The sequence below is a fragment of the Candidatus Poriferisocius sp. genome, from assembly GCF_965204015.1.
Taxonomy (GTDB): domain Bacteria; phylum Actinomycetota; class Acidimicrobiia; order Acidimicrobiales; family Bin134; genus Poriferisocius.
The window spans coordinates 163,429-177,025 of record NZ_OZ241965.1; the positions used below are offsets into that span (position 1 = coordinate 163,429).

General features: G+C 63.9%; 12 protein-coding genes. 2 read left to right on the forward strand and 10 right to left on the reverse strand.

The features are described 5' to 3' along the window. Positions 1 to 48: 48 nt before the first annotated feature. From ACOGJC_RS00715 to ACOGJC_RS00760, 10 genes are all read right to left on the reverse strand, one after another. On the reverse strand, positions 49 to 2,364 hold the full coding sequence (locus tag ACOGJC_RS00715) for a xanthine dehydrogenase family protein molybdopterin-binding subunit (RefSeq protein WP_419846593.1): 2,316 nt from the start codon (positions 2,362 to 2,364) through the stop codon (positions 49 to 51). Further along, positions 2,357 to 2,857, reverse strand: a complete 501-nt coding sequence (locus ACOGJC_RS00720; RefSeq protein WP_419846594.1) for a (2Fe-2S)-binding protein — start codon at positions 2,855 to 2,857, stop codon at positions 2,357 to 2,359. The genes ACOGJC_RS00715 and ACOGJC_RS00720 overlap by 8 nt, the downstream gene beginning before the upstream one ends. Next, the gene (locus ACOGJC_RS00725; RefSeq protein ID WP_419846595.1) at positions 2,854 to 3,702 is read right to left on the reverse strand and encodes an FAD binding domain-containing protein; all 849 of its coding nucleotides are present in this window, start codon (positions 3,700 to 3,702) and stop codon (positions 2,854 to 2,856) included. The genes ACOGJC_RS00720 and ACOGJC_RS00725 overlap by 4 nt, the downstream gene beginning before the upstream one ends. A gap of 101 nt (positions 3,703 to 3,803) precedes the next feature. Next, positions 3,804 to 6,017, reverse strand: coding sequence for a xanthine dehydrogenase family protein molybdopterin-binding subunit (locus tag ACOGJC_RS00730; protein WP_419846596.1), 2,214 nt, complete (start codon positions 6,015 to 6,017; stop codon positions 3,804 to 3,806). Continuing rightward, entirely contained in the window at positions 6,014 to 6,490 is a 477-nt protein-coding gene (locus ACOGJC_RS00735; RefSeq protein ID WP_419846597.1) for a (2Fe-2S)-binding protein, read from the reverse strand. The genes ACOGJC_RS00730 and ACOGJC_RS00735 overlap by 4 nt, the downstream gene beginning before the upstream one ends. Next, positions 6,487 to 8,775 carry a xanthine dehydrogenase family protein molybdopterin-binding subunit gene (locus ACOGJC_RS00740; protein ID WP_419846598.1) on the reverse strand — a complete coding sequence of 763 codons (2,289 nt, stop codon included), beginning with the start codon at positions 8,773 to 8,775 and terminating at the stop codon, positions 6,487 to 6,489. Before ACOGJC_RS00740 ends, ACOGJC_RS00735 begins: the two co-directional genes overlap by 4 nt. Further along, complete coding sequence (locus ACOGJC_RS00745) at positions 8,772 to 9,614, reverse strand: FAD binding domain-containing protein (RefSeq protein ID WP_419846599.1); 843 nt, start codon at positions 9,612 to 9,614, stop codon at positions 8,772 to 8,774. Before ACOGJC_RS00745 ends, ACOGJC_RS00740 begins: the two co-directional genes overlap by 4 nt. After that, complete coding sequence (locus tag ACOGJC_RS00750; protein WP_419846600.1) at positions 9,611 to 10,465, reverse strand: nitrilase-related carbon-nitrogen hydrolase; 855 nt, start codon at positions 10,463 to 10,465, stop codon at positions 9,611 to 9,613. The genes ACOGJC_RS00745 and ACOGJC_RS00750 overlap by 4 nt, the downstream gene beginning before the upstream one ends. After that, positions 10,462 to 10,836 (reverse strand): cupin domain-containing protein, encoded by a 375-nt coding sequence (locus ACOGJC_RS00755; RefSeq protein WP_419846601.1) that lies wholly within the window; start codon positions 10,834 to 10,836, stop codon positions 10,462 to 10,464. Before ACOGJC_RS00755 ends, ACOGJC_RS00750 begins: the two co-directional genes overlap by 4 nt. 3 nt (positions 10,837 to 10,839) lie before the next feature. Next, entirely contained in the window at positions 10,840 to 11,256 is a 417-nt protein-coding gene (locus ACOGJC_RS00760; RefSeq protein WP_419846602.1) for a hypothetical protein, read from the reverse strand. Positions 11,257 to 11,342: 86 nt separating this feature from the next. On the opposite strand from ACOGJC_RS00760, the gene ACOGJC_RS00765 reads away from it, so the two are divergent. Both ACOGJC_RS00765 and ACOGJC_RS00770 read left to right on the forward strand, forming a co-directional pair. Beyond that, on the forward strand, positions 11,343 to 12,425 hold the full coding sequence (locus tag ACOGJC_RS00765) for an ABC transporter permease (RefSeq protein WP_419846603.1): 1,083 nt from the start codon (positions 11,343 to 11,345) through the stop codon (positions 12,423 to 12,425). Further along, the gene (locus ACOGJC_RS00770) at positions 12,425 to 13,357 is read left to right on the forward strand and encodes an ABC transporter permease (RefSeq protein WP_419846604.1); all 933 of its coding nucleotides are present in this window, start codon (positions 12,425 to 12,427) and stop codon (positions 13,355 to 13,357) included. The genes ACOGJC_RS00765 and ACOGJC_RS00770 overlap by 1 nt, the downstream gene beginning before the upstream one ends. The last annotated feature ends 240 nt before the right edge of the window (positions 13,358 to 13,597 follow it).

Here is a 13,597-nt window from a genome sequence, read left to right on the forward strand (position 1 = left end):
GTCTCCTTTGTTGTTGTCAGTTCGTTCTTGTCGTGGGGTGTGGCACGGCTAATCCGGCGAGTCGCAGTTGGCGTCGCGGATGGTGCGCCAGACCCGTTCCGCGGTGATCGGCAGGTCGCGAACCGGTGTTCCGATGGCGTCGGCAACCGCCCCGCCCACGGCGCCCGCCGTGCAAAGCAGCGCCCCCTCGCTGAGTCCCTTGCACCCGTAGGGACCAGGGCCGTCGTGGTTCTCGACAGATGCAGTTTCCATGTGGAGCGCGACGTCGTTGAAAGTCGGGATCCGGTAATCTATGGCGCCCAAGTTGAGGATCTGGCCGTGATCGTCGAACAGCATCTGCTCCATGAGGCTGTGCCCCAGTCCCATGATCGCGGCGCCTTCATCCTGGGAGACGACCTGTAGTGGATTGATCTCTGTCCCCACATCGCCGACCGTCACGTGCTTGGTCAACAGGATCTCGCCGGTGGCGCGATCCACCTCGACTTCTATGGCCGTGGCGTTGAATTCGTAGAACGCCGCGTCGCCACCGAGCGGGTGGCCCTTCGTACCCCATAGCCGGCTGGTTCCCTGGCCGACGAACTCGCCTCGCAGCCCTCCCAGCGCGGTCTGAGCCGCCTCGACCAGCAAAATCGCCCCTGACGGCGTCACAAGTTGGCCGGGCAAGTGGGCCAGCTCCGACTGTGCGGTCCCGGTGGCTTCGGCGTAGAGCTCGAGAACTCGGTCGCGGATGTCTTCACACGCCGCCAGTACTGCGTTGCCCATGAACACGGTCGAACGACTCGCCGATGTCTGAAGGTCGAAGGGCACGGCGTTCGTGTCGCCGCTGATGATGGTGATCAGATCGAGATCGACGCCCAACTCGTCAGCCAGAATCTGCTTCCAGAGGGTCCTAGCTCCCTGCCCCATATCCGACGTGCCCGCATACGCCATCGCGCTGCCGTCGTAGAGCAGGCGGACCAGGCTTTGGGACAGACCCGTGGTAGCTCCCGGCTTGATTCCGACGGAAATGCCTCGTCCACGACCCGAGGGGATCGGCTCGTGCCAACCGATCAGCTCGGCCGCCTTCTCGAGACTCTCGTGCCAGCGGCCGTCCGCCCGGGCCTCGTAGTCGCCGCGGATAAAGGCTTCGTCGTGCTTGACAAGGTTGCGCCGGCGAATCTCAAGCGAGTCAAGCCCCAACGCTCGGGCTCCGGCATCGAGCTGGGACTCGGTCGCCCACCCGACCTGGGGGGCGCCGAACCCTCGGAAAGCGCAGCTGGGGACGGTGTTGGTCAAAACGGCGCGTGCGTTGATCGAAACGCGAGGAATCCGATAGGGCCCGGCACCCACATAGCTGCCCTTGGTCATGACCCGAGGAGCGACGTCGGCGTAGGCCCCGACCACGAAGTCAACCCGCATCTCGTGGAAGGTCAGATCGCCCGCCTCTGTGAATCCTGTGCGCGCGTGGATCCGACAACCCGACCGCCGCATCATCTGAAACGCCTCTTCCAGCGAGAGAACAAGGCGGCAGGTACGTCCCGTTTTGAGGGCAAGGAAAGCAACCAGGGGCTCGTATCGAGGGGTTTGCTTTCCGCCGAACCCTCCGCCGGGGTCGGGGGCGATGACCCGGACTCGCGACAGCGGAAGCGACCACACCTCGGCGATCGTCCGCTGGAGGAGGTAGGGGTGCTGGACCGGCGAGTAAACCTCAATACCGCCGTCATCGGTCGGTGCGGCGACGATTCCGCCGGGTTCGATCGGAAAGTGGGTGACTATCGGGAAGTTGTAGGTGTCCTCGATGATTGTGTGCGAACGAGCGCCCTCCGAGTCGACGCCACCCCATGCGTACTCAACCTGCTCGAGAACATTGGTCGAGTTCAGGTCATCGCCGGGCCGTACCGAAGGGTCCTGGACCAAACGAGCGTCGTCGGCGAGGGCCGCGTCGAGCCCGTACACACCGGTCAGCTCGGTGTAGTGGATGACGACGGCGTTGGCCGCAGCCCGGGCCTCATCCTCGGTCTCGGCGACCACCGCCACGACAGGCTCGCCGTGGTAGTTGACCGTCTCGGTTGCGATCACTGGTCGGTCCCTATGAGAGATCCCGAACCGCGCCACGGGCTGGGGCAGGTCATCGGCGTGTACGACCGCGATGACGCCGGGCATCGCCGCGGCCGGCGAGGTATCGATCGCGTCGATCGCGGCGCATCCGACGGGAACGGTGGCGAACGCCACGTGTGCGGCATCGGTGAACGTGATGTCGCTCAGGTAACGCTGAGCGCCGGTTACCCGGTCTACCCCCCCGTATCGGTGAACCCGCTGGCCGACTACCCGGTCGGTGCCAGCAATGGGGCCATTGGAGGAAAGGCGTTGCTTCTCGTCAGGCATCGCTTTGCCTTCCGGCCGCCGCTGATTGGATCGCCTCAACGATCCGCTGGTAGCTGGCACATCGGCACAGGTTGCCCGACATGACGTCTCGGATCTCATCTCGGGAGGCGTCGGGATTTGTTCGCAGGAGTTGCTCGGCCGCCATGATCTGACCGGGAATGCACACCCCGCATTGAACAGCCCCGGCGGCCAGAAACGCCGCCTGAAGGTCGGTGACGCCGTTGCTGGACAGCCCCTCGATCGTGAGGAGGACTCCGCCGTCGGCCTCGGCGCCGAGCACGAGACAGGAGTTGACGAGTTCGCCGTCCAGGAGCACGGAGCAGGCACCGCACTCACCCTCGGCGCAACAGCGTTTCGTGCCGCAAAGGCCGAGGTCATCTCGAAGCATGTCGAGCAGCGTCCGATGCGCCGGGACCGTGGCATGAACACGTTCGCCGTTCAGCTCCAGCGCAACGGCCACCTCACTTGTCGGGTGCACAGAGGCATCCGTCATGAAGACACCCCCTCGGGAGAGGCCACGGCAGACTGAACGGCCCGTACGGCGAGGACACGGACCATTGCCTCGCGATAGTCGCGGGCGGCCCGAACGTCGGAGATCGGTGTTGCGATGGACACCAGCTCTTCAACGGCCCCCTCAATTGCGCCTGGATCAGCGAGATCGATGGGCGGGCTCGCATCGGTCAAGAGCGGCGTAGGCCCAACGCATCCCAGACCGAGAACAATCCTGCCGTCCGCGTCGACACCGGCCGCCACGCTGACCGTCGCCAGGTCGACCCCTCTACGCCGGGTTAGGCGTTGGAACGCCGATCGATGTCCACGATCAGGAATTGGCACGTCGATGCGGATCACAATCTCGTCCGGCCCGCACTGGGTCTGGCCGGGCCCGACGAAGAAGTCGGCCAACGGCATCGTCCGTTCCCCGCCGGGCCCGGTCAAGGTCACGGTCGAGCCGTAGACGAGAAGCGCAGGAGCGGTGTCGGCCGCCGGAGAAGCGTTGCAGATGTTGCCTATGAGCGTCGCTCGGTTCCGGATGGCGATCGATCCCACAACACGAGCCGATGCGCCCAACGCAGGCAGGTGGCCTGCGATGAATGGGTCGTTTGAGATTTCGGACATCCGAGCAGTCGGACCGAATCGCACCGCATCAGCGCCCATCTCGACCGCGGGCGGAAAGTCATTGACGGACTTGATGTCAACGACGACCGTCGGGGCGAATGGGTCCTTACGCAGGTGGACGAGGAGGTCTGTACCCCCGACGAGGATTCGACCGTGACCTTCAGCGCTAGCCAGCACGGCGAGCACCTCACTCACCGTGCGAGGCCGGCAATAGGACGCCATCGCGGTTCCCCCCCTTGGTTCCCTGGGCTCACCCTAGACAATCGATAATCGGTCCTGCCGAAAAGCAGGGCCCGGGGGTCAAAGGGCCGCTGGCGCCGGACCTAGAGAGCGGACTTCATCAGCGCCTTGATCATCGAGGGGGTGACGGGCAGTTCGGTGACGGCGCCCGGCCTGCCGATGGCTTGTTCGATTGCTGTGGCCAGCGCAGCCCCGCAGGCATTGGTCCCGCCCTCCCCTGCCCCCTTGACTCCGAGCGGGTTCAAAGGGCTGGGAGCGTCCTCGGACAGCAGCATCTCCACCGCCGGCGTCTCCGATGCCGTAGGCATCAAGTAGTCCATGAACGACGTCACCAGTGGTTGGCCCGCGCTGTCGTAGAGGAACTCTTCAAGAAGGGCGCCTCCAATACCTTGAGCCGCTCCACCCTGGATCTGTCCCTCGATCAGCATCGGGTTGATGGCTCGCCCCACGTCGTAGGCCACCACGTAACGCTCGATTTCGACCTCCCCGGTATGGGGATCAACGTTGACCACCACCGCATGGGCCCCATACGGATAGGTCATGTGATCGGTGGTGAACGACGCCTCCGCTCGCAGTGGTTCACCGCTGGCAGCAGCGATCTCAGCCAGGGTCAATGCCCTATCGGGCTGTCCTCGAACGCCGATCGCTCCCCCGCGGTATTCCAAGTCTTCCGCATTCGCTTCGAGCATGTCGGCCGCGAGATCGAGGGCGACTTCTTTGATGGCGTCGGCGGCGAGGTGGGTGGCCGATCCAGTCATGACCGTCACCCTGCTGGCAAACGCGCCCATACCGCGCGCGATGCGGTCGGTTTGGCCGTGAACTACCTCGATGTCTCGGTAATCCATGTCAAGGTCGTTGGCGCAGATCTGGGCTATCACGGTCTCGATTCCCTGTCCCACCGACGCCGCGCCCGTAACCACTTCTACGGTGCCATCGCCGTGCACTGAGATCTGCACATCGTCGTAGGGCCCCAGTCCCGACTTCTCGACGAACATGCCCAGGCCGAGGCCGACGAGTTCGCCGGCCAATCTCCGCTGAGTCAGCTCGCGTTCGAGGCGCTCGTAGTCGATGTGTTCCACGAGGCGCTCAAGGATCCGGGGATAGTCGCCCGAGTCCAAAACAACAGAGGTTCCCAGCACCGCAAGTCGCCGGTCGAATGGCATTGCGTCAGGAGCGATCAGGTTTCGACGCCTAACACTGACCGGATCAAGCCCGGTCGAGCGAGCCGCGGCCTCAACCACCCGCTCGCAAATGAAGGTGGCTTCGAATCGTCCTGGAGCTCGGTAGGTTCCCGCCGGGGTCTTGTCGCTAAGACAGATGTGACCCCGGGATCGGTAGGCAGGAAAGACGTACGGCCCGGGCAGCATCGCGGCGGTTAGCGATGGCACGGTCGCCCCGTGGGTTCGAACGTAGGCTCCCTGGTCGTACCAGAACTCGTCGTCGACCGCTGTGATCGTCCCGTCGCCGCTTACGGCAGCTCTGATTCGATGGCGCTGGTCGCGGCTGTGATTGGCCGCGATGAGGTGCTCGCGCCGATCTTCGATCCACTTGACCGGGCGATTTAAGCGCAGGGCAGCCCAGGCCACCAGCACGTCTTCCGGATACAGCTCGCCGCGTATACCGAATCCTCCTCCTACCGCGCACTCGCGGCCAACCACCGAGCGGGGGTCCAGATTGAGCATGATGCTGATGGCGGCACACGTGTAGTGCGGAACTTTTGAGGCACCGTGCAACTCGAGGTTGCCGGAGTCTGGATCTGGCCGAGCGATCAGCCCCCGCGTCTCCATGGGAATGCCCGAATGGCGGCCGACGGTTAGTTCAAGCTCCAGCACATGGTCGGCCTCCGAGAACGCCTGGTCCACCGAACCGTATTCGCTGTGCAGCACCATGGCCTCGACCGGCTCGAATTCGCGGGGTTCAATGTCCACGATGACAAGCTCGGCGATGTCTTCAGCCATATAGGCATCCTCGGCGACAACTACGGCTACTGGTTCGCCCACGTAGCGAACCGATCCTCGGGCCAACACGGGTTGTCGGTAGGGCAAGAGCTCGTCGTATCCGATCTGGCGGAAATCGATGGGCGGGACGGAAGCCAGGTCTTCACCAGTCCACACGCCGACTACGCCGTCGGCCTGTAGCGCCTCGGAGACATCGACCTCGACGATCTCCCCGTACGCGATTTCTGAGCGGACCACCCTCAGATGGACTTCGTCGGGGAACGAGACGTCGGCGACAAACCGGGCACGTCCCCGCAACAGCGGGCCGTCTTCCAGTCGGCGTACCGACTCTCCAATCACGATTGGTCGCGAACGCTGCGCACGGCCTCGATGATCGTCTGGTATCCGGTGCAGCGGCAGAGGTTGGAAGACAGGGCCTCGCGCAGCTGATCGTCGTCGATGTCGGGCTGTCGGTCGAGAATGCCTTGGGCCAACATCAAAAATCCCGGCGTGCAGAATCCGCACTGAAGGGCGTGATGAGCAGAAAAGGCCTCCTGAAGAGGATGAAGCTCTGAATCGTCCCCGGCAAGGCCCTCGACGGTGGAGATCTCACAGTCTTCGGCTTGCACCGCGAACATGAGGCACGAGCGGACAGGCTCGCCGTCCAACAAGACGGTGCAGGCACCACAAACTCCCTGTTCACAGCCCAGGTGGGTGCCCGTCAGGCCGCAGTTCTCTCGAAGCGTGTCGGCGAGGGTCCGCCGTGGTTCCACCTGCACGTGGTGCTCTTCGCCGTTGACAGCCAGCGTGAGCGGCTTTCGCTCCAAACTCATAGGCCATCCTCTTGCGTGCGGATGAGGGCTCGAACCCGCTCGGGTGTGGCTGGCATCTCGTCGATGGCCAGGTCCAAGTGGGCCAGGGCATCGGAGATGGCGTTGAGTACCGCGGCCGGCGCTCCGATGGTCCCTCCCTCCCCGAGTCCCTTGGCCCCCGTAATGGTCGCATCGGTGATGGTCTCAAGATGGCGAATCTCGATATCGGGAATCTCGGCCGCGGTCGGCGGCAAATAGTCCATGAGGGTGGCCGTCAAGATGTTCTCGTCTTCGTCGTACACGATCTCCTCGAACAACGCGTTGGCGATTCCCTGGGTGACGCCTCCGCGGATCTGGCCATCCACGATCATTGGGTTGATCAACCGGCCGGCGTCTTCGACGACCACAAACCGGGTCACAGTGGTCGCACCGGTTTCCGGGTCGACCTCCACCTCGGCGATGTGGCAGGCGTTCGAAAAGGTGCCACCAGGATCGTAGGAGGCCTCCACCGCCAGTCCAGCTGGCGTCCCAGGCTCGAGGCGTTCAGTGTGATGGTGGGCGATCCGCGCCAGGTCCGCGACGGGAACCCCGACATCCGTCCCGGCGACAGTCGCCCGACCGGCGGCGAACACTATGTCGTCGGCATTGGCTTCGAGCACCGCACCAGCCACCTGCGCTAGGCGACCGCGCATGCGTCCCGCGGCGATGTGGACAGCACCGCCAGCAATCACCATCGAGCGGCTGGCGAAGGTCCCCCAGCCATAGGGCGTGCGGTCGGTGTCGCCATGGACAATCCGAATCTGGGACAAGTCGATGGCCAGCTGATCGGCGATCACCTGTGCCAGGGTGGTTTCCAGGCCCTGTCCGTGCGGTGATGCCCCGATGGCTGCTTCGACGTATCCCGATGGGTCCATGGTCATGGTGACCGTCTCATACCCGAGGGTGACCCCCATGGCCCGAGTGGCGAACACCGGCGTGCCGTATCCGGTCCGCTCCGCGAATGTGGAAATCCCAACCCCGAGCAGCGGCCCGCCACTGCTGCGGGCCTCTGTTTGACGGCTGCGAAACTCGTCCAAATCGAAGTGCTCCACCGCCACGTCCAGCGATTCCACATAGGTGCCGGCATCGTGCGCCACACCGGTCGCAGATGTGTGGGGAAACACGGTCACCAGGTTCCGGCGGCGAATCTCCACGGGATCGATCTGCAAGCGACGGGCCGCAGTGTCCATCAACCGTTCGAGCGAAGCAGTGATCACCGGGCGGGAGACGCCGCGGTAGGGCGCCATCGGGCAGCGAAAGCTGCTCTCACCGCTGGTTCGAGCCCGATAATGGGCCACTTTGTAGGGGCCAGACATCTCCCCCATCGCCATCAGAGGCTCCACCCCCCAGGTCACCGGATAGCAGGACCATGCCCCCACGTCGCAGCTGATCTCGGCATCAATCGCCAGCAGCTCGCCGTCGGCGGTGAACCCGCCTTTGACCCGATACACCTGGTCACGGCTGTGCCACGACGAAGTGAGGTTCTCCGACCGGTCTTCGATCCAGGCGACGCTCCCCCGTCGTTGCAACGCCAGCCATGCCACCACGATGTCTTCTCGGGCCAGCGGCAGCTTCTGGCCAAATCCTCCACCGACGTCGGGTGCCACCACCTGGACGTCGGCCTCGGGGATTCGCAGAAGGTCGGCAACGGCGGTTCGCACAATATGCGGTGCCTGCGTTGAGGCTTGGATGGTGAGACGTCCGGTCCGCCGGTTGAATTCGATGGCGGCACCGCGCGTTTCCAGGGGCAGGGCGGCCTGTCGATGGGAGGTGAGCACCACCTCGATGAGATGATCGGCTTGGTCGAGGGCTTGTTCAAAGTCTTCGGTGGCGAGCTGGGCCTCGATGACCTTATTGGTGTCGGAATCGTCGGGGTGGACCAGTGGTTCGTCGTCGGGGTCCAACTCGACGACGACTTGCTCGGCCAGGTCTTCAGCCTCTTCAGGTGATCGTCCGACCACGACGGCGAGGGGCTCTCCCACGAAGCGCACCCGGTCGCGGGCCAGCAGAGGTTGGCGAACATTCACGAAATCAGGCCGGTGAAGCACGGCTTCAATCTCGCCGACGCCGGCCGCGTCGAGGTCTGCGATGGTGTAGCAGGGGCCTTCGATGGATCGAATCACCCCGGATGGGATCGTGCTGCGCACAAAGCGGGCCGTCTCCATCCCCAACGCCGCATCGCCGACGTAGAGGCCCTCACCGCGCACCAACGCCGGGTCCTCCACCCGACGAATGGAACGTCCGACCCAGAGATCGGTCATGGTCATGAGAGCGCTCGCCGAGTCAGGGCCCGCACGAGGTCGCGGCGATAGTCGGCCGATCCGTGGATGTCGCCTCGGGGATCGACTTCCTCGCCGGCGACGTCCGACGCCGCGTTGATGGCATCCGGGCCTAGCGGCTGGCCCACCAGCGCTGCCTCGGCTTGGGCAAGACGAACAGGGACGGCACCGACTCCCACTGCCCCGATCCGCGCTTCGGCGACATGTCCATCGGCGAGCCTGACGGCGCTGGCCACCGCCACCACCGCGAAGTCGCCCGCTCGGCGGCTGAACTCCGAGAACCCAGTCTTCCAATCGCCGCCCAACCACGGCAGGCGCACTTCGGTGAGCAGTTCATCGTCGGCAATTGAGGTGACGAATGCCGACTGGAACATGTGGGCCGCGGTGATGACGCGCTCCCCTCGGACCGACGCCATTGTCATCTCGGCATCCAGCGCTTGAGCAACCAGGCACCACTCCGCCGCGGGATCGGCATGGACAATAGAGCCGCCGAAGGTGCCCCGCAGACGGATGGGGATATGGCCGACGTGTCGGGCTGCATCGGCCAGCAGCGAACTCAGCGGGCCATCGAACGGGGGACGCTCCAACTCGATATGGCGCACCCGGGTGCCGATGGCAACCGTCTCTTCGTCCCTGGACACCTGTCCAAGGCCGGGCACCGCTCCTATATCGATGATCACTGCCGGCCGGGCCAGGCGAAAGTTCATCATCGGGACCAGGCTCTGCCCGCCGGCCAGGATCTTGGCCTCGTCGCCATGCTGGGCCAAGAGGTCGAGGACCTCAGCTACATCACGGGGCCGCTCGTACTGGAAAGCTGCGGGCTTCACAGGATCGAGCCGTCGTACGACACGCCGTAAACGTCGGTGCGCCGGTCGTCTCGGGGATGGATGAGCGAACCTCGGATCTGAGAGCGCCGCACATCGTCAAAATCCACGTCAACAACATGCTGTTCGTCTTCGGCACCCCCCAGCGGACCAGCGACAACTTTCCCAAAGCTGTCCACCACGACCGACGAACCCAGGAACTCAAAACCCGAATGTTCCCCTACCTGGCTCGCGCAGGCAATGAAGACTTGGTTGAGATTGGCCTGCAACACCGCGCCGTGGGCCTGGGGGCAGAATCCACCGGCGTCCCACCGCTGGGCATCGAATCCGGTGATCCAGGCGGATGGAACACAGATGAGCTCGGCCCCCGAGAGCGCCAATACTCGGACCACCTCAACAAACCGCAGGTCATAGCAAATGCACAGTCCAATGCGGCCCACCTGGGTATCGACAACGGGGAGACCCCGATCACCGGGTGTGAAGCACATCTTCTCATCGGCGAACAGATGCAGCTTGCGGTAGTGGCCGATGACCCCGGTTTGATCGACGACGACAGCGGTGTTGAAGAACTCACCGCCGTCGCGCTCGCAAAAGCCGCCAACGATCAAACCCGAGTGATCAGCGGACGCCGCCGCCCAGGCATCCACCGTGGGCCCCCAAAGAGGTTCCGCATGGTCATCCACTTCTTCTGGGTTGACCGTGTACCAGGGCACGGCCAGTTCGGGAAGCACGACCAATTGGGCTCCCTGGTCAAACAGCAGCTTCGCTGCTTCGGCCGTTGCAGATCGATTGGCACCTGCGTCTCCCGGTGGGCTCCCCATCTGGGCCAGCCCAATCGAGACGGGGCGCGTCATAGGGCGCCACTCAGTTTGAGCAGATACCGGTCTGGAGGGCATGGCCCGCCAACGCTGACGATCCGGCTGTCACGGTCGGCTCGAACTGCGTGCTTCACGCCGGTAGGTACATGGACCGCGTCCCCGGCCTCGAACTCGTGGACGATGTCATTATCGAGGTCGGCCACCGAACCGCGGCCCTCAAGGATGAAAATCGTGTCCTCCGACTCGGAGTGGGCATGAGGAACGTTTTCTTCGCCGGGCTCGAGCACGACGTAGTTCATGTTCGCCATCTCCGAACCCACCCCCGGCCATACCACCAGGCGGGCGTCGTTGGAGATCAACGGCATGTAGTGATCGGGCTGGTCTCGATGGAACTGTTTGATGGCCATTGCTCAATCTCCTATGTGGGCATAGAGCGCGGGATCGGGTGGACAAGGACCGCCCAAGATCACGGCCCCTTCCGTGCCCGCGGTGAATTGGTAGCTGGTTCCTGGCTCGATCAAGAACATCGACCCGGTGATCGCTTCGTAGCTCTCCTCGGCATCGAGGTCCACCATGGTGCCGGAACCCCTAGAGACGTGGTACACACACTCCGACTCATGGCTCAAATCGACGGTTCGCCCACCGGGGTCGAGGGTTATGAGGTGCATCGAGCGTTGCTCTGCCCCTGAGCCGGGCCACACGACCGCATGAGCCGACCCACCGGCCTCAACCACCGACAATCCCGGTCCGGGCTCAGAGGCTCGGACAACCTGTACTCGTCCACGCCGCATGTCTTCGATGGCATTGAACGCTACCACGACCCCCAATCGCTGAGTTTCGGGCGGTTCAGCCTTTTTGAGCGATATCTGAATGCCGCGACTATTCTCCCGCCTACCGACAGCGGGGTGAGTAGGTGAGTCAAGTCGAGAACATCGAGCAACCCGCCCGACCATGGTGGAAGCTCCCGCCAAGCTCTGAGCTGCCTCCTTCTGTAAACACGCTCCTCTCGCTGGCCATCACGCTCGCACTGGTCGCGGTGTTGATTCTCGCCATCGGAGCCAACCCCTGGGAGGCGGCCAAGGCGATCATCGAGGGATCGCTCATCGAGCCGTTCTTCCTCGGTCAAACCCTGATGATCGCGTCCATCCTTGCCCTTACCGGACTCGCCGCGGCCCTGCCTTTCACCTCGAGGCTGTGGAATATCGGTGGCGAGGGGCAGATGTTCGCCGGCGCCATCGCCGCGGTGGCCCTGGGAATCGAGTTGCCGTCGGGCACCCCGAAGGTGCTGTTCATCGCCATCGTCATCGTGGGGTCGTTCCTCGGTGGAGCGATTTGGGGGCTCATCCCCGGCGCATTGAAGGCGTTCTACGGGGCCAGTGAGATTGTCACGACGCTGATGTTGAGCTTTGTCGCTGTGTTCATCGCCAACTACATCATCTCCGAGGTTTGGCCCGACCCCTTTAGCCAGAAGACCGTTTCGATTGCCGAGAACGCCAAATTCCCCACCATCTGGGACGACGGCACCGTGGACATCAGCGTGATCATTGCCCTCGCGGCGGCGGCATTGGCTTGGCTGCTGATGGCCAAGACGTCGCTCGGTTTCTCCATCCGGGCAATCGGGGCCAATCCCAACGCGTCCCGGCTGGCCGGCGTTCGGACCAGACAGGTAACGATGCTGACCTTCTTGGTGGCGGGCGGCTTCGCGGGCTTGGCCGGCGGAGTGGCTGTAGCGGGGATCTTCGACGACCTCGATCTCAACTTCTCCAGCAACTTCGGGTTCATTGGCATTGCCGTCGCGCTGCTGGCTCGCCTCAAGCCGCCGCTGATCATTCCGGCCGCTTTCTTGTTCTCGATGCTGCGCGTCGGGAGCAACAGCCTCCAGGCCTCGGCAGACATCTCGCCCTCTTTGGGCGACATCCTGGTTGCCACCTTCGTGATCCTTTTGATGGTCACCGGCGCCATTCGATTCCGCTACGCCCAGAACGTGAGCGACTGATGCCAACCGAAGCCGTCGTAATAGCGTTCTTCGCCACCGGCTTGCAGTTGATGGTGCCGATCCTGTTAGCGGCGCTGGGCGAAACGGTTTCGGAGCGAAGCGGCGTGCTCAACGTGGGTATCGAAGGCTCCATGCTGATCGGGGCGCTGGCCACGGCCCTTGTCGGGATCAGGGCCGAAAATGTCACGTTGGCCCTGGCTTTCGGCTGGTTCGCCGGAATCTGCGCCGGGGTGGTCTTGGCGTTCCTCTATGTCAATCGCGGGACCGATCAGATCGTCACCGGCCTGCTCTTCAATGTGTTCGCGTTCGGCCTCACCGGATTGCTGGACGACCGGTACGTTGGAGGCCAGATCGGACCGACGCTGTCTCCAATTGACATACCGCTGATTGGGGATATCCCCAAGGTCGGAGATGTGCTCAACGGACAGGACGCGATGTTCTGGATAACGCTGGCCATCGTTCTCCTCGTCTTCTATTTGATGAATCGCACCTGGTGGGGCTTGTACGCCCGGGCCGCCGGTGAGCGACCGCACGCCACCGAATCCGGAGGGCTCGACGTCCAGCGCCTGCGCTACCCCGCAGTGATCCTGGCCAACAGCCTGGCCGGGCTCGGTGGAGGCGCCCTGGTCATGTCGTCGGCCGGCGGTTTTGTCCCCGGCATGACCGAGGGTCGAGGCTTCATTGCCCTCGGCGTTGTGGTCGTGGCCCGCTGGAACCCGATCTGGGCATTGGCCGTATCCGCCCTGTTCGGCCTCAGCCAGGCCCTTCAGTTCGTCGCCGGCCGAGTGGACCTGCTCGACGGCATCCCCAGCCAGGTTTGGCTGGCCCTGCCCTACGTTGCCACCGTGCTAGCCGTCTTGTTGTCGCGCGGCAGTCGGTATCCGGCGGCGGTGGGAATTCCGTGGAGGCGAGAAGCCGCCGGCCGAGCATGACTCGCTGGCGCTTACGTTGATTGCCCTCTACATTTATAGCAAGGCCAAAAGGGCCTAAATCCTAGGGGGGGATATGTCACGTCATCGACTACCGAAATTCCTGGCCATCTTTTTTGCGCTCGCACTGGTCGTAGCCGCTTGCGGAAACGACGATGACGAGCCTGCGGCGCCCGCGCCAGAGCCGGAGCCAGCCGCAACAGAGGCGCCCGCGCCAGAGCCGGAGCCAGCGGCGACAGAGGC

Bases quoted from the DNA above. Each gene is read 5' to 3' on its own strand.
- ACOGJC_RS00715 (WP_419846593.1), bottom strand. From the start codon at position 2,364: ATGCCTGACGAGAAGCAACGCCTTTCCTCCAATGGCCCCATTGCTGGC.
- ACOGJC_RS00725 (WP_419846595.1), bottom strand. From the start codon at position 3,702: ATGGCGTCCTATTGCCGGCCTCGCACGGTGAGTGAGGTGCTCGCCGTG.
- ACOGJC_RS00740 (WP_419846598.1), bottom strand. From the start codon at position 8,775: ATGACCATGACCGATCTCTGGGTCGGACGTTCCATTCGTCGGGTGGAG.
- ACOGJC_RS00770 (WP_419846604.1), top strand. From the start codon at position 12,425: ATGCCAACCGAAGCCGTCGTAATAGCGTTCTTCGCCACCGGCTTGCAG.
- ACOGJC_RS00755 (WP_419846601.1), bottom strand. From the start codon at position 10,836: ATGGCCATCAAACAGTTCCATCGAGACCAGCCCGATCACTACATGCCG.
- ACOGJC_RS00720 (WP_419846594.1), bottom strand. From the start codon at position 2,857: ATGACGGATGCCTCTGTGCACCCGACAAGTGAGGTGGCCGTTGCGCTG.
- ACOGJC_RS00735 (WP_419846597.1), bottom strand. From the start codon at position 6,490: ATGAGTTTGGAGCGAAAGCCGCTCACGCTGGCTGTCAACGGCGAAGAG.
- ACOGJC_RS00750 (WP_419846600.1), bottom strand. From the start codon at position 10,465: ATGACGCGCCCCGTCTCGATTGGGCTGGCCCAGATGGGGAGCCCACCG.